The 17,013-nt window shown below is 52.1% G+C and carries 11 protein-coding genes; 7 read left to right on the top strand and 4 right to left on the bottom strand.

The features are described 5' to 3' along the window. Nucleotides 1-110: 110 nt before the first annotated feature. From yebS to OGX96_RS16030, 5 genes are all read left to right on the top strand, one after another. The gene (gene yebS / locus OGX96_RS16050; protein ID WP_048216185.1) at nucleotides 111-1,394 is read left to right on the top strand and encodes a membrane integrity lipid transport subunit YebS; all 1,284 of its coding nucleotides are present in this window, start codon (nucleotides 111-113) and stop codon (nucleotides 1,392-1,394) included. Then, nucleotides 1,363-3,996, top strand: a complete 2,634-nt coding sequence (locus tag OGX96_RS16045) for a PqiB family protein (RefSeq protein ID WP_063940870.1) — start codon at nucleotides 1,363-1,365, stop codon at nucleotides 3,994-3,996. The genes yebS and OGX96_RS16045 overlap by 32 nt, the downstream gene beginning before the upstream one ends. A 79-nt stretch (nucleotides 3,997-4,075) precedes the next feature. Beyond that, nucleotides 4,076-5,497, top strand: a complete 1,422-nt coding sequence (gene rsmF / locus OGX96_RS16040; RefSeq protein WP_071992550.1) for a 16S rRNA (cytosine(1407)-C(5))-methyltransferase RsmF — start codon at nucleotides 4,076-4,078, stop codon at nucleotides 5,495-5,497. Nucleotides 5,498-5,597: 100 nt separating this feature from the next. Then, on the top strand, nucleotides 5,598-5,834 hold the full coding sequence (locus OGX96_RS16035) for a YebV family protein (RefSeq protein WP_029139506.1): 237 nt from the start codon (nucleotides 5,598-5,600) through the stop codon (nucleotides 5,832-5,834). 102 nt (nucleotides 5,835-5,936) lie between these two features. Continuing rightward, nucleotides 5,937-6,128, top strand: a complete 192-nt coding sequence (locus tag OGX96_RS16030) for a YdfD/YebW family protein (protein ID WP_003034941.1) — start codon at nucleotides 5,937-5,939, stop codon at nucleotides 6,126-6,128. Here OGX96_RS16030 and pphA read toward each other — a convergent pair whose 3' ends face one another. After that, complete coding sequence (gene pphA, locus OGX96_RS16025; RefSeq protein WP_048235214.1) at nucleotides 6,129-6,770, bottom strand: protein-serine/threonine phosphatase; 642 nt, start codon at nucleotides 6,768-6,770, stop codon at nucleotides 6,129-6,131. Nucleotides 6,771-7,110: 340 nt separating this feature from the next. On the opposite strand from pphA, the gene OGX96_RS16020 reads away from it, so the two are divergent. Continuing rightward, entirely contained in the window at nucleotides 7,111-7,218 is a 108-nt protein-coding gene (locus tag OGX96_RS16020) for a DinI-like family protein (protein ID WP_080626304.1), read from the top strand. Nucleotides 7,219-7,399: 181 nt separating this feature from the next. Here the strand turns inward: OGX96_RS16020 and OGX96_RS16015 are convergent, their stop codons facing one another. Beyond that, entirely contained in the window at nucleotides 7,400-7,672 is a 273-nt protein-coding gene (locus OGX96_RS16015) for a hypothetical protein (RefSeq protein WP_286583599.1), read from the bottom strand. 79 nt (nucleotides 7,673-7,751) lie between these two features. After that, nucleotides 7,752-7,928, bottom strand: a complete 177-nt coding sequence (locus tag OGX96_RS22620) for a YnfU family zinc-binding protein (protein WP_216350677.1) — start codon at nucleotides 7,926-7,928, stop codon at nucleotides 7,752-7,754. 153 nt (nucleotides 7,929-8,081) lie between these two features. Between OGX96_RS22620 and OGX96_RS16010 the strand changes: the two genes are divergently transcribed. After that, nucleotides 8,082-8,315: a YnaE/YdfK family cold shock protein gene (locus OGX96_RS16010; RefSeq protein WP_080625052.1), complete on the top strand. Its 234-nt coding sequence runs from the start codon at nucleotides 8,082-8,084 to the stop codon at nucleotides 8,313-8,315. A 19-nt stretch (nucleotides 8,316-8,334) separates the two neighbouring features. On the opposite strand, the gene OGX96_RS16005 is transcribed toward OGX96_RS16010, so the two are convergent. Further along, nucleotides 8,335-16,917, bottom strand: coding sequence for a GH36-type glycosyl hydrolase domain-containing protein (locus OGX96_RS16005; RefSeq protein WP_286583597.1), 8,583 nt, complete (start codon nucleotides 16,915-16,917; stop codon nucleotides 8,335-8,337). Nucleotides 16,918-17,013 lie beyond the last annotated feature (96 nt).

Genomic DNA, 17,013 nt, shown 5'->3' with positions numbered 1-17,013 from the left:
TCTTACTTAAAACTGCAGCCTACTAAAATAAACATTAAATGCGTTAATGCTCAAGATCATTCCCGTCATGAGTTAAGATAACATTACTTCAACAATTTGATTCGCGATACATGGCCTTAACGACACCACGCATCACGCCAACTAAAAAAATAGCCATCAGGTCCATCGGTGAGGCACTACCTCGTGCACATTATCATCGCTGCCCTGAATGTGACCTGATATTTAGCTTGCCTAAAATGCGTTCGCACCAAAGTGCCTTTTGCCCACGCTGCCAGGCAAAAATTCGTGACGGACGCGACTGGTCGTTAACGCGACTGGCGGCAATGGCTTTCACCATGTTGCTACTGATGCCCTTTGCCTGGGGAGAGCCACTCCTGCACATCTATTTATTAGGTGTGCGCATTGATGCCAATGTGATGCAAGGCATCTGGCAAATGACCCGACAAGGTGATCCCCTCACCGCCTCCTTCGTGCTTTTTTGCGTCGCTGGTGCGCCACTAATTCTCGTGACCTCAATCGCTTATCTGTGGTTTGGTAATATTCTCGGGATGAACCTGCGCCCGGTGCTGCTGATGCTGGAAAGGCTCAAAGAGTGGGTGATGCTCGATATTTACCTGGTGGGTATCGGCGTCGCATCAATCAAGGTTCAGGACTATGCTTTTTTGCAGCCTGGCGTGGGGCTGTTTGCTTTTATTGCGCTGGTGATCCTCAGTATTTTGACGCTGTCACATCTTAACGTTGAGCAGCTTTGGGACCGTTTCTACCCGCAGAGACCGGCTCGTCGGCCCGATGAAAAGCTCCGCGTCTGCCTCGGCTGCCATTTTACAGGTTATCCGGATGCCCGCGGTCGCTGCCCTCGCTGCCATATCCCGTTGCGCTGGCGCAGAAATCAAAGTATCCAAAAGTGTTGGGCGGCACTGCTGGCCTCGATTGTCCTGCTTTTGCCCGCTAACCTGCTGCCCATCTCGATAATTTATGTCAACGGCGGCCGACAGGAAGACACAATCCTGTCAGGCATAATGTCTTTGGCAAACAGTAATGTCGGCGTAGCGGCGATCGTGTTTATCGCCAGTATATTAGTGCCATTCACCAAAGTGATTGTGATGTTTACGTTGCTATTCAGCATCCACTTTAATTGTGAACAAGGGTTGCGCACCCGTATAAAACTACTGCGTATGGTGACCTGGATTGGCCGCTGGTCAATGCTCGATCTCTTTGTTATCGCGTTAACCATGTCGCTGATAAATCGCGATCAGATACTTGCTTTCACTATGGGACCGGCTGCGTTTTATTTCGGCGCAGCGGTAATATTGACTATTCTTGCTGTGGAATGGCTGGACAGCCGCTTACTTTGGGATGCACATGAGTCAGGAAACGCCCGCTTCGCAGACTGAAGCGCAGATTAAAACAAAACGCCGTATCTCCCCGTTCTGGCTGCTGCCGTTCATCGCGCTGATGATCGCAGGATGGCTTATCTGGGGAAGCTATGAAGATCGCGGCAATACCGTGACCATCGACTTTATGTCTGCGGACGGCATTGTGCCAGGCCGTACTCCCGTTCGTTATCAGGGCGTTGAAGTGGGCACGGTACAGGATATCAACCTCAGCAAAGATCTGCGCAAAATTGAAGTCCGCGTCAGCATCAAATCGAGCATGAAAGATGCTCTGCGCAAAGATACCCAGTTCTGGCTGGTCACGCCGAAGGCGTCGCTGGCTGGGGTTTCTGGTCTGGATGCGTTGGTTGGCGGCAACTATATCGGCATGATGCCCGGTACTGGCGAGGCCGAGGATCATTTCGTCGCCCTCGACACCCAGCCCAAGTATCGTCTGGATAATGGCGATTTAATGCTGCATCTGCGCGCCCCTGATCTCGGATCGCTTAATAGCGGTTCACTGGTTTATTTCCGTAAGATTCCGGTGGGCAGGGTCTATGACTACACCATCAACCCGAACCATCAGGGCGTAACCATCGATGTATTGATTGAACGTCGCTTCACCAATCTGGTGAAAAAAGGCAGCCGCTTCTGGAACGTCTCCGGTGTAAATGCGGATGTCAGCCTTAGCGGTGCGAAGGTAAAACTGGAGAGTCTGGCGGCGCTGGTCAACGGTGCCATTGCTTTTGATTCACCCGAAGACTCAAAACCTGCTGCGGCAGACGACACGTTTGGTCTATATCAGGATCTCGCGCACAGCCAGCGTGGAGTAATCGTCAAGCTTGATTTACCCAGCGGAGATGGACTCAAAGCAGGCTCAACATCGCTGATGTATCAAGGATTAGAAGTCGGTCAGCTCACAAAACTGGATTTAAACCCAGGCGGTAAAGTCACCGGCGAAATGACGGTCGATCCCAGCGTCGTAACGCTGCTGCGTGACAACACACGCATTGAGTTACACAGCCCTAAATTATCGTTAAGCGATGTGAATCTCAGTTCGCTGCTAACAGGTAAAACTTTCGAGCTGGTACCTGGCGAAGGCGAGCCGCGTAACCAGTTCGTCGTTATTCCCGCTGAGAAGTCGTTGTTACACGACCCAGGCGTCATGACGTTTACGCTGACCGCGCCGGAGAGTTACGGTATTGATGCTGGCCAGCCGCTAATTCTTCACGGCGTACAGGTCGGTCAGGTGATTGAGCGTACGCTTTCCAGCAAAGGCGTCTCATTTACCGTTGCTGTTGAACCACAGCATCGTGACCTGGTGCAGGGTGACAGTAAGTTCGTGGTGAACAGCCGCGTGGATGTCAAAGTCGGACTTGATGGCGTGGAGTTCCTTGGCGCCAGCGCCAGTGAGTGGCTCAGCGGCGGCATTCGTATTTTGCCCGGTACTAAAGGTGAAATGAAAAAAAGCTACCCGCTTTACGCTAACCTGGAGAAAGCGATTGAAAACAGTCTGAGCGATCTGCCAACCACTACGGTCAGCCTTAGCGCCGAAACGCTGCCTGATGTGCAGGCCGGCTCGGTGGTGCTTTACCGCAAATTCGAGGTCGGTGAAGTGATTAGCGTTCGTCCTCGCGCCGATGCGTTTGATATCGATCTGCATATCAAACCGGAATATCGCAACCTGTTGACCAGCAACAGCGTGTTCTGGGCCGAAGGCGGAGCAAAAGTTCAGCTTAACGGCAGCGGATTAACCGTACAGGCATCTCCCCTTTCACGCGCGCTTAAAGGGGCGATTAGCTTCGATAATTTAAGCGGCGCCAGCGCCAGCCAACGTAAAGGCGACAAGCGTATTCTGTATGCTTCGGAAACCGCCGCGCGTGCAGTCGGCGGCCAGATAACGCTGCATGCGTTCGATGCCGGTAAACTCGCTGCTGGCATGCCAATTCGCTACCTGGGAATCGATATCGGACAGATCCAGACACTTGAGCTGATCACCGCCCGTAACGAAGTTCAGGCAAAAGCGGTTCTGTACCCGGAATACGTGCAGACCTTCGCGCGAAGCGGTACCCGTTTCTCCGTGATCACCCCGCAAATTTCGGCAGCGGGCGTGGAGCATCTGGATACAATCCTGCAGCCGTATATCAACGTTGAACCAGGACGCGGTAATCCGCGCCGTGATTTTGAGCTGCAGGAAGCCACCATTACCGACTCTCGTTACCTCGATGGTCTGAGTATTGTGGTTGAAGCACCAGAAGCAGGTTCGCTGAATATCGGAACCCCGGTTTTGTTCAGAGGTATTGAAGTGGGGACCGTCACCGGGCTGACGCTGGGCTCGCTTTCCGATCGTGTGATGGTTGCCATGCGCATTAGCCAACGCTATCAGCATCTGGTACGCAACAACTCCGTGTTCTGGCTGGCATCCGGCTACAATCTCGACTTCGGCCTGACCGGCGGTGTCGTGAAGACCGGTACCTTCAATCAGTTCATCCGCGGCGGCATCGCCTTCGCGACTCCACCAGGTACACCGCTGGCTCCGAAAGCACAGGCCGGTAAACACTTCCTGTTGCTGGAAAGCGAACCAAAAGAGTGGCGTGAATGGGGAACCGCCCTGCCACGTTAATCTCTCCACTTGCTCCGGCGTACTCGCGCCGGAGCAGTTATGCTACACTGCGCACCTGTTTTTTTGCCGGTGGTACCAAGTGGCTTATTTTCCCGACGCCTTTCTGACTCAAATGCGTGAAGCAATGCCTTCCACGCTCTCATTCGATGAATTTCTCGCTGCCTGTCAGCGCCCGTTGCGCCGCAGCATTCGCGTCAATACGCTGAAAATCTCCGTTGCCGATTTCCTCGCGCTGACAGCACCTTACAACTGGTCTCTCACTCCGGTTCCCTGGTGTGCTGAAGGCTTTTGGATCGAGCGTGATGATGAAGAGTCAGTGCCGCTCGGCAGCACCGCAGAACATTTAAGCGGCCTGTTTTATATTCAGGAAGCCAGTTCAATGCTGCCAGTCGCAGCACTGTTCGCCGAAGGCAATACCCCGGAACGCGTAATGGATGTTGCGGCAGCCCCCGGCTCCAAAACCACGCAAATTGCCGCAAAAATGAATAATCGAGGCGCCATTCTGGCGAATGAGTTTTCTGCCAGTCGCGTCAAAGTCCTGCATGCCAATATCAGCCGTTGCGGGATAGCCAACGTCGCCCTGACCCATTTTGACGGACGCGTATTTGGCGCTGCGTTGCCGGAATCATTTGATGCCATATTGCTCGACGCACCGTGTTCCGGTGAAGGCGTGGTGCGTAAAGACCCCGATGCGCTAAAAAACTGGTCTGTAGAAAGTAATCTGGAAATTGCCGCAACCCAGCGCGAACTGCTCGACAGCGCCTTCCACGCCCTGCGTCCCGGTGGCACATTGGTTTACTCGACCTGTACGCTTAATCGTGACGAAAATGAAAATATCATGCAGTGGTTGATTGAGACCTACCCTGATGCCGTCGAGTTTTTACCTCTGGGCGATTTATTTCCGCAGGCCGAACGCGCCCTGACGCCGGAAGGATTCCTGCATGTATTCCCGCAGATTTACGATTGCGAAGGTTTCTTCGTTGCGCGTTTACGCAAAACAGCTGCAATCCCTGCACTACCTGCGCCGAAGTACAAAGTCGGAAACTTCCCGTTTAGCCCGCTTAAAGGACGCGAATCTGCGCTTGTCACGCAAGCCGCGAGCGCTTGTGGACTGCAGTGGGAAGATAATTTGCGCCTGTGGCAGCGCGATAAAGAGATCTGGCTGTTCCCGACTGAAATTGAACCTCTGATTGGCAAGGTTCGCTTTTCTCGACTCGGGATCAAACTGGCCGAAACCCACAATAAAGGGTATCGCTGGCAGCATGAGGCCGTTATCGCCCTCGCCGACCCGAACCACAGCCATGCATTCGAACTGACCCTTGCCGAAGCAGAAGAGTGGTATCGCGGTAGAGATGTTTACCCGCAGACCGCACCGACGAGTGACGACGTACTGGTTACGTTCCAGCATCAGCCGATCGGTCTGGCAAAACGCATTGGATCGCGACTGAAGAATAGCTACCCGCGCGATCTTGTCCGGGATGGCAAACTGTTTACGGGATAACGCACGTTTTTACTGGCGCTTTTGCTAACGTTGACTACGCTGAAAAATGGACGGCCTAACTGGTCGTACCACAACCAGCAAATTAACGGAGAGCACGATGATGAAAACCAGTGTGCGCATTGGCGCTTTTGAAATCGACGACGCCGAGTTACATGGCGAATCGCCGGGGGACCGAACGTTAACCATTCCGTGTAAATCCGATCCGGATTTATGTATGCAACTGGATGCCTGGGATGCCGACACCAGCGTCCCGGCCCTGTTGAACGGAGAACATTCAGTACTATTTCGCGAACACTACGATCGTAAGTCAGATGCCTGGATCATGCGCCTTGCCTGATTCAAAAAGAACCCGTCGCCAGACGGGTTATTTCTTGGTTAATTTCCCTCATCTATCAACATCTTCTACACTACAGGTATGGCTTTACCATTTGAGGATGGAATGTTCACGCTGGTTCTTTTTGTGTGCTATCTGGATGGCGGTTGTGAAGATATCGTGGTTGATGTCTACAAAACTGAGCAGCAGTGCCTGATATCGATGGACGATCAACGTATTCGTAACGGCGGATGTTTACCTGCGGACGACTACATCGACAGTTTCTGGCATCCGGCCCAGGAATACAGCGATTTTTGATTATTGCAGTTGTACCAGCGTTAACTCGCCGCCGAATACAGCACCGGTATCAATATAGTGCAAATTCTCGCGATCCAGCCGATGGCGCAACGGCGTGTGACCAAACCAGAAGTGATCCGCGCCGTGAATCGCACAACCACTGTTCATCAGTCTCGAGCGGTCCCACAGCACGCGCTGTAAATCGATCTCTTTTAGCCACTGATAATCATCATCCGGGTAATCGGCATGAGCAATAACGTGTATACCGTTCTGACAATGCAGCTCCAGAATCCAGGGTAACTGCCAACACGCTTCAAGAGCAAATTTCGCTGCCGGTTGCTCCGCCTGCTCGAACCACGAGCCTCCATTCATAAACCACATGAATTGATCCCCCGTCGCCAGCGCGTCCAGCGCCATCTGTTCATGGTTCCCCCTGACCGCGACAATCCAGCGTTTACGCAGTAGTTTCAGACAACGCAAACTGTCTGGTCCACGGTCGATAACATCCCCCACTGAAACCAGCAAATCCTGCCAGGGATCAAAACGGTACTGGCGAAGTTTAGCCATCAGCATCGAGAAGCAGCCGTGGATATCCCCAACCACCCAAACGTGGCGCCACTGCGTACCGTCGATTCGTTGATAGATATTGCCAGGTCGTCCCATGTCGCCTCCAGAGTACAAGGGTACCTGGTTATAATTTTAGCAATGATGGCAAAAAAGCCTGGACGATCGTGGGCAGGAGTATGGTATGGTTTATGGAGAATGCAGCATGCGATACGCCGTGTTTTGCCCTGGATGGCATCGCATTCGCCACATAAAAAGAGACCGAATACGATTCCTGTTTTTTCCAAAATTATTTTTTATCCTTCATTTTCAATGCAATAACAAACCATTAGAACAAAAAACGCACAAATAAAGGTGTGTTTTCAGGCACTAAAAATCATATAGTTAGCTAAAATTTCGGACATATTCGGACCGGTTTCGGACAGTTTTTCCTTCCAAAATTGAATGCGTTGACGCCAGCAAGCATAAAATAGAACAGATAAGCCGAAGTGTTCAGGAAATGTTTGAAGAGGCTGATATGTGGATGAATGATTTCTTAAATCTCTAACCAGATAGCCCAACAACAGAGGGAATAACCAGATTAATTCCATGTTTTCTATGAGTTAATATCTGTATTAATATAGCTGTGCATATTAGTTCTAAAGGCCACATTGATGTAACTCTATAGCTCAACACATAATTCGTTTCTGCCGAAACGTGTAACGGCTGTTATTAAATTCATGGATTTATCATTGATATTCAGTAAATTGTCTCCTTGATTCATCATCCTCAAGGTACTCAAAAGAAAGAAGGCGAATTTTGGTAAGTTTATAAAACCACTCGCAATCTTTTCGTTGAATAATTTCGCCAGGTTTGAAACATATCCCGGATGTCACCCGGATAATCGCATATTTACCATTACTAAACCTGACCCGGTGAATGCAGAAAGGTTGACCGGCCTGCCCGTGACAGCTATTCGACAGAATATGTCCTTCAATAAAAAAAGATTTTTTAGATTTCATTATCATACCCTCGACAACTGCAAAACAGGAGAAATATTGTCATTTCCCGACATCACTTACGTTAAAAGGCAGAAGCTGATCAGCCGCCGATACACCAGCATTCTGAAGGTCTGAACAACAGTCCGCAGGCAGGGCACTCAAGAACTGCATCTTTTCTTAGTTTACCTGCTTTCTGATCAGCTTTGTGTGCGCATACTGGGCAGGCAACATGAACCGGTCTTTCTTTAAAATACCTGAGCCCTTTTGTATAAGACATAAATAATTCTCTGAGGAATACAGTAATTATTATACGCTTTAATATAAAAATAACTGACATAAGTTATGTTAAGTTGTGTCTGAATCAGGATATCAAATATTGAAAATTGAACGTCTGATTTATGATACACTACCCTTCCGTGAGAGATTTATGATGAAATCAGAAGACACCCTTGACTGGTATCCGGCACAACTACCGCCAGTGAAAATTATTCTTGGCGAAGCCGTGCTGGCTGTGGGTAAACAGGGCCGACCGATTAATACCCGCACCTTGCTGGAATACCTTCAGTTCATGCAGGACAAACAAAAAAGGCGGGATGACAAAATCGCCATGCAAACTGCGATTGATGTTCTCAGGGATAATCAGCGCATTAACGGCAGACGTTAATGCGCCTCCGGACTCAGTGTCAGTTCTGAATGATCTCAACCATATGGTTTTGTCCATCATCCTTCAGCGGTATTCTGTCATCAGGGAGGAGAACACCATCCAGTGTCACGCGATATTCTGCATCGCCGCGTGAGACACTAATTTGATAATGGCTTTCGCCATATTGATAGCTCATAGAAAAAGATGTCCACCCATCCGGCAACCTGGCATGAACCGTAAAGTCAGCACCGGAACGTTTTATCCCCAGTAATTCCTCGGTAAGTAAACGCCAAGCCCAGCCTGCAGAACCAGTATACCAGCTCCATCCCGCACGTCCGATATGGGGAGCGACACTGTAGACATCAGCACTCATGACATAAGGTTCAGCTTTATAAATCCCGGCCGAGTCTGTATTCAGAGTATGATTTATCGGGTTGAGCATTGACCAGAGTTGCCAAGCGCGTTCGGCATTCCCCACTCGGGCAAATGCCATCACAGCCCAGATAGCGCCATGTGTATACTGCCCTCCGTTTTCCCTCACACCAGGCAGGTAACCCTGTATGTAACCAGGATTTGGACCGTGCCCATCGAAAGGAGGTGTTAATAGTTTTATCAGTCCCCCCTCGTTATCCACAAGGTGCTTATCCAGCGCCTGCATGGCCATTGCGCACCGTCCCGGGCTTGCGGCCCCGGACAATACAGACCAGCTCTGCGCAATCGCATCAATCCGGCAGTCCTGTGAAGCCTTCGACCCCAGGGGAGTACCATCGTCAAAATATCCACGCCGGTACCATTCACCATCCCAGGCGTGGGCTTCGAGATTGCTTTGCAGGCGCATAGCCTGTGAACGGCACATTGAGGCGACGCTTTCATCCAGCCTGCGATCAGCCAGCGCCGCAAACCGCTGCAAAATGTCGAACAGGAAGAAGCCCAGCCAGACGCTTTCACCTTTGCCTTCGATCCCCACCCGGTTCATACCGTCATTCCAGTCACCAGCCCCCATCAGCGGCAGACCATGCTCTCCGAACTGTTGTCCATACTTAATGGCTTTGACGCAGTGTAACCAGAGTGTCTCTTCGGTACCGCTGATCACCGGCGTATCATAGGCAGACTCTTCACCAGGCTGAAGCGGACGTCCCTCCAGATAAGGAATACGTGTTTCCAGTACATCCATATCCCCCGTCGTTTCAACATAGTGGCAAACGGCAAGCGGAAGCCACAGATAATCATCGGAACAGCGAGTGCGCACTCCGTTGCCGTGTGGCGGGTGCCACCAGTGCTGTACATCACCCTCAATAAATTGCCGTGATGCACACAGGATTATCTGTTCTCGCATCCGGTTCGGATCAGCATGGCTCAGCGCCAGCGTATCCTGCAGTTGATCGCGAAAACCAAATGCGCCGCCGGACTGGTAGTAACCGCTGCGAGCCATCAGGCGACAGGCTACCGTCTGGTACAATAGCCAGCCATTCACCAGTAAATTTACCGATGTGTCGGGAGTGTTAACCACAATTTTATCGAGCACATTGTGCCAGTGGTTGTGAACCCGGTTCAGCTCCTCGCGGACCGTCTCCTCATTCATATAACGGGCAAGCGTCTCCTGAGCTCGAATATGATTCTCCTCTGCGCCGAGGATAAAAATAAACGTCCTCTGATCCCCATCAATTAATGTTACCGCCGATTGTACTGCCCCGCAGGGATCCAGACCTGCGCCCGTTTTACCTGAAAGCCTGCGTAGCTTCATGACCGACGGGGCGTGCAGAGAACCATTACGACCGATAAACTCCCGGCGGTCCCCGGTCAACGAACAGTCATTACCGCTGACGGCAAAAAAGGCAGTACGACCGCTACCGTTATCGCCATAAAAGTTGTTCGCCAGCACTCCGCAGCCGCCAGGTGGTCTGGCCGCATGTGTCACAATGTGAGGGGCTGAGCGAGTTCGTGTTCTTCCGAGCGTCCACTCCACATAGCCGGTGACGGAAAGTTTGCGTGTCCGACCCGAAGAGTTACTGAGCGTCAGGAGCGCCAGTTTAACCGGCGCCTCTTCGGCAACCAAGACCGTCAGCTCGCTGTCTATACCATTCTCTCGATGGGCAAACACGCTGTAACCAAAACCATGGCGGGTCAGGTAATCACCATGTCCGCGAACAGGTAAAGCCGTCGGTGACCAACACTCACCACTCTCTTCATCGCGCAGATAAAACACCTCGCCGCTGCGATCGCTCACAGGATCGTTCTCCCACGGTGTCAACCGGTATTCATGTGCATTCTCATACCAGGAGTAGCCCTGTCCCGCCTCTGAAATCACAGTGCCAAAACGGGCATTTGCCAGTACGTTTGACCAAGGTGCCGGTGTCTGCGCATCTTCCCGCAGAACAATCTGATATTCCCGACCATCCTGAGAAAATCCACCGTACCCATTGAAATGGCATAACTGACTGATATCGGGACTCCAGTCCGTATGTTGATTACGCTCGCGTACAGCCCGTGGAATGAGTGCTCTGGCCTGAGGTTTAAGGGTGTGAGTACGCTGATTAAGCTGCTCATTGATACTACCTGTGCGGTCATCAAGATAAAGACAGGCCACGCTCATCAAAAGCAACTTATCCTCAGCAGAGAGATGCTCGCCATTACGAACAAAAATACCGCCCGTTTTGTCCAGCAGACTGGCTTCAGACCCGGCATAAATTAAGTCCATAATATGATTTTGTAAGCCCTGCTGGTAGCCGCCGGGACTGTTATTCAGGATAACCAAATCAACATCCAGTCCTTTCTGTCTCCAGTAACGGTGTGCCTGAATCAGTGTGGTCACTGAAGCAATACTTTCCTCGCTGGTAATACTGATCAGCACTATCGGCAGATCACCTGAAATTGCCCAGCCCCACAGACCGGACTGACCACGCCGGTTGCGGCTGATCGCCAGGCCTTCGGCGCGCAGCGCCTGGACAGGGTAAAGCACCGCGCTGGCAAGACGATTAAACAAAGTGGCATCATCTTCACTGGCGTTCATCTGGCGTAACACCACCAGACTGTGAGACCAGGCCAGTTCAAATACGCGATCAGCGATAGGGTAATCGCGGTATTTTTCCAGCAATGCCAGGCTCTGCTGGCGGGTTTCGCTGATGCCATAAATGATATCAATCGTGACCGGCTGCCCCGGCTGCAGAGTGATGGCGTGGCGTATTGCCAGGATCGGATCCAGCACTGACCCCGACGTGTTGCTGAGCGCCCCACCTGCCTTTATTGCCTGGGCATCCGCAGGGTTTCTGCCACGACCAAGAAATTTTGCCCTGTCTGTTTCAAACGAAACGTTATGACGGTTATCGCCATGTACCACCATCATGTGAAACAGGCAGGGACTCGCTTCACCCGGAGAACACGGGCGCCGGTGGCAAAGAATAGCGTCACGCTCAGGATCCAGTTCCGTCTGAATAAACAAATTGCTAAATGCCGGGTGTGCCAGATCGCTGGCTTCAGGCGCCAGTACTACTTCGGCATAGGTTGTCAGTTCCAGAGAGCGAGGCTGGCGACCACGATGAATCAGTGTGAGTCGTCGCAACTCAATATCATCCTCCGGGGAGATCACAACCTGAGTTTTGACGCTGAGCCCATCGAAAGAGCGTCTGAATTCAGCACTCGCATCGGTGAATATCACTTCCTCGTCATGCCCGCTGGTGTGGGCTGTCGGTTGCCAGGTATTGCTCGACACATTCCCCGTCTGTATATCGCGGATATAGCAGAATGCTCCCCAGTTATCGCGGGTGGTATCACTGCGCCAGCGCGTGAGCGCAATATTATTCCAGCGACTATAGCCGCCGCCGCCCGTGGTCAACATCAAATGATAATGGTTGTTGGACAGCAGTTGAATATCCGGAGCCGGCGTGTCCACGCCATAGAAAATACGGGGTTCATAGCGAACGGGTTTGACCCTGCCCTCATGAGATTCAAAATGACGGCGCGGACTGTACAGATCGACTGCATCCGGCACGCGTTCCTGTAACAGCAGGTTCGCTGAGCGGAAGACCGTACTGGACATGAAGCGTTCAGTCATCGGGGCGTCAAGTAGCACATGAGCCAGCGCCTGAAACGCCATCCCCTGGTGATGCGCCATCCAGGACTGAACCACCGCATAGAGCTGACCGGTTGCGAGGCGTGAGGGAGTATAGTCCAGCGCTTCATAAAAACCGTATTCACCAAGTGCGCCATTTTCTTGCAGCCTTATCAGGTTCTCACAGGCTTTCTGTGGGGAAACCATCAACGCCAGCAGTGTGGCGTAAGGGGCGACAACCATGTCATCAGCAAGCCCCCTGCGCAGGCCGAGACCCGGCACACCAAATGCCTGATATTGATAATTATGCTGAACATCAAAAGCATGATAACCAGACTCTGAAACGCCCCACGGTACTCCGCGTTCTTTCCCCCAATGAATCTGGCGCATAACCGCCGACTGACTCATTTCATCGAGCAGGCTGCCAGGCCAGGTGGGCATTACCAGATTCGGCATCAGGTATTCAAACATTGACCCGCTCCATGACATCAGGGCTGTTTCATTGTCAATGGTGGTGAACAGTCGCCCCAGCGCGTACCAGCTTTTAAGAGGTAGCTGATTAGTGGCAATAGCAAGAAAGCTGGTAAGGCGGATTTCAGACGGCAGAAGATCGTAGTGGCTCTTGTCAAGCATATTCGTGTCACAGTTATAGCCAACACTGAGCAGACTGGTTGCTTCGCTGTACAGAAAGGCGAAATCCATCCGAGCATGCTCATCCAACCGTTGTTCAAGTTCAGTGATAATATTGAGTCGCATCCGGGCCTGCTCCGTCGCTGACGCCGGGGGGGTTCCTGCACCAGTAAATGTTGCGCGGGCAAGCTCGCACAAAGTCGGCAGCGTCTGTTCGTTCCAGGATGCGGGTAACCAGCCAAGCAGCAGCGACCACTCATGGCAAAGCTGAACCAGTTGATGCTCCAGATGTCCTGCCCAACGCATCTGAAGAGGAGATCCCTGATGGCATAGCGTGTTCAGGTGATTGCACTGGGTGCGCATATTTTTCAGCTCGCTGAAAAATGTCTGCGGAGAGAGCGACACCGCGCTCAGGCAGTGTTTTCGCAGCAACCGCAAGCTGTCAGGCGGGTTCTGACCCCACTGTTTTTCCAGAATATCCAGCGTATCGTTCAGTCCTGCCAGTATCTGTTGGCGGTTTAAAACTGGCTGATGACGCATGGCGGACAGCCCTGCACGCAGTGTCAACAAATGCCCTGCCATGTTGCCGCTGTCGACGCTTGAGATATAGCGTGGGCTGAGGGGGGCCAGCGTACGAGTGTCATACCAGTTGTAGAGATGGCCCCGGTAGTGCTCCATTTTATCCATTGTGTCGAGCGTGAGCGACACGCGCCGTAGCGCTTCCCCGCCAGGCAGGTAGCCAAAGTCCCATGCCGTCAGGTTAGCCATGAGGGAAAGGCCAATATTGGTAGGAGAAGTTCGATGGGCCACCGTCGGCTGCGGTATTTCCTGGTAGTTATCAGGCGGAAGCCAGTTCTCTTTTTCTGTGGCAAAGGTTTCAAAAAACGCCCAGATTTCACGGCTTGTCTGGCGCAACAGCTGTTTTTGTTCCGGATTGGGCGAAAACACCTTACGCGCAGGCTGGCGACTCAGCCAGCTCATCAGCAGCGGTGCCACACACCATAACAAACCGATCGGCAACGCAATCCCCAGTAGTTGTGGAGCAAATTGTCCGGTCAGTATTATCAGCATCACACCACATGCAACATTCAGCCACATCGCCTGATAAAAACGCGCGACAGTGGGTCCGGCCTGATTGCTGTCCAGGCTGTGGCTGAACCACTGGCTGAGGTGACGCCTGCTGATCCCCAATCGCCATAACGTCACGGCGATCGCTTTTAGCGAATATCCGGCTTCGTGCGGCAGTATCGCAAAATTAAGGCCGATACCTGACAAACGCTTCAGCGCGCCCGCCCCTACCAGTAACAGATGCGGCTTCAGGCGGCGACGCAGAGGTTTATGCAGCAGGTCATGGGTGATGCAGAGGATGGTTGGCAACAGCCATATCAGCGACAATACGCCCAGCCAGTAAACCGGATTAGGTACCCCTAGCAGGGTGAAGAACAGCAATACCAGTAATGAAGGGGCGACCAGACTGCGACGCAGATTATCGAGTAATTTCCAGTAAGAAAGCGCGGTCAGCGGATTCCTGGTCCGGGTTCCATCGGCTCTTCTGACACGTGGTTTCAGCCAGTTAAGCAGTTGCCAGTCACCCCTGATCCAGCGTGAACGGCGTGCAACATCCGACAGATAATTATTCGGGTACTGTTCATAGAGTAACACCTCACTCAGCAGACCCGAACGTGCATAGCATCCTTCGAGTAGATCATGGCTGAGAACTAGGTTTTCCGGGCAGGTGTTGGCAGTGGCTTGCATAAAAATGTCAACATCGTAAATCCCTTTGCCCACGAACGATCCTTCCCCAAAAAGATCCTGATAGATATCCGAAGACATCATCGAATAGGGATTATTGCCCGGTATGCTGCTGCGCATGGCGGCGTAACGTCCCTGACCGTTGCGTGGTATCTCCTCCGCAAGGCCGGGTTGTAAAATGCCAAATCCTTTGACAACCCTCTGGCGTACCGGATCATACTCTGGCGTATTCAGCGGATGCGCCATCGTCGCGACCAGTTTGTGCGCCGTATCGCGCGGCAACACCGTATCACTGTCCAGGGTAATGACGTATTTAATGTGGCCCGGTAAAAGGTTAGCAGGCATGTCTGCAACGCTGACGAATTGTGTCCCCGGATGGCGCAACCAACTATTCAGTAACGCCAGTTTTCCCCGCTTGCGTTCATAGCCCATCCACGTTCCTTCCGCGGGGTTCCATTCAGGCTGGCGGTGTAGCAGATAAAAACGTGGGCGGCTGGAGGGATAGCGGCGATTAAGCGCCTGCGTATCGGCGATCGCCTGTCTGAGCAGCATCTGGCTTTCCGGCGAGGGTTCATTTGCAGAATCAGCGAAATCAGTGAGCAGCGCAAACCTGAGATTTTCGTTTTCATTCCCCAGCCAGCAGACTTCAAGACTGGTGAGGAGCTGGCTGAAACTTTCGTGGCTGGTCAGCATGCAGGGGATGACTAACAGAGTGGCGCTGTCAGGGGGAATGCCGGTTGAGAAATCCATCCGCGGCAAGGGGCGAGGAACGCGAAAACGGGTGGTTGCGTCACTGAGTAAATCGCTCATTAACTGAGTTACAGCGATAATCAGAGGGAATATCACCGCGATCAACAGCCAGTCTGCACCCTGCATGGCTGTTTCGTGCAAAATCGTTGCGGTCGTTGCGATTGTCAACAACGCCAGGCTTCCAAGCCATGACAGCAGGGTTATTCTGTTGAAACTGTGCCGCAAGCGCATGAGCCTTGAGGTGTCTGCTAACAGATGAATTTCCAGCGCCTGCCGACCTTCACCTGCGAGATAATAACCAACATGATGTTCCAGTGTATCGGGAGCACTGTTCCCTGAAAGCGTCAGCACCCTGTCAGCAACTTCAGGCTCGCTGAGACCACTGTCCCTGGCCAGGACCTCAACAACGTGCCGGTAATGATCCCGGGTATTGAAGTGCATCCGAGGATAGATACCGGCAGGATCATTGCGTAATGCCTGTTCGACGACACTTATCGTTTCGGCGAAATCAGCCCAATCCGTTTCACTCAGTAATCGCAGACCCGCGATGCTGTTACTGACAGATAGCTGGCTGGCGGCAAGCTGTTGATTGAAATTATGTATGAGAACGTCGGTTGTGATCCCCTGTTCCCGAAGGCACTGATCAACCCAGGTCAGGGGTAACGACAACGCATTGCCATGCCCCTGCAGGCGCCGCACCAGCTCTGCGACAAACGCACTGGTTAACGTAGGTCGGGAGCGTGCCATATCGGCAACCACCATGATTAAATCGCCAGGGGCATTCTCTGCACATCCGAAAATCTTTGTTATCCACATATCAGCCAGCGTTCTGTCCTGCTGCGCTTTGATCACTTCGATACTGATACGACGAAGATTTTCAATCAGCGCCAGGCGCAGCATTCCCGGTAACGCCCAGACTTCACCTAATGTCAGCGGGGTCACCTGTTGATAGGCGGTGAGATAGCTGGTCAGGCTGGCGACATCCCAGCGCCCGTCACCGTGAGCAATGGCCTCTGATGCAATATTGTAAATTCGTGGGCAATTCAGCGGCGACATCAGCGACGGGAGACCTTTACCAAAGCTTTTCGGCAAGTGCTGGCGGACCGTGCGGATTTGTTCCTCAATAAGATAATAATTGTCCAGCAACCACTCCCCGGCAGGCATGATGCTGGTCTTTTTACCCGCGTTAAGCTCATAACAGCTTTGGGTGATGATAGCCTCATTCTCGCCGAGTCTTTTTAGAAGATAATAAGGATGTTTATCCGGCGATAATTTATGGGTCCGGGCGAGCTTCTGACCGTAGCGTTCCATCTGGGCGGTCGAAAAGAGTTCTGACTGCAGAGTGCTTTCACCGGCAGGATCGTTCGCCGAAAACGTTACGCTTTCGGTAGCATTCATCGGAATATGGGAGCGGTTAAACCACGCCCTGGGGTTCATTTTCATAGCATTGCTCTGATACAGAGTTAGCATGCAGGAGCAGTTGCAAAATCAGTTCAGAAACGTTCTCTCAGGATGGGCGTAAGGCATCAGGGATTTAAC

Origin of the sequence: Citrobacter sp. Cpo100 (assembly GCF_030332595.1) — a bacterium.
GTDB lineage: Bacteria > Pseudomonadota > Gammaproteobacteria > Enterobacterales > Enterobacteriaceae > Citrobacter > Citrobacter portucalensis.
The sequence above is the reverse complement of the archived record's forward strand: the minus strand, read 5'-3'. Positions and strand labels throughout refer to the sequence as shown.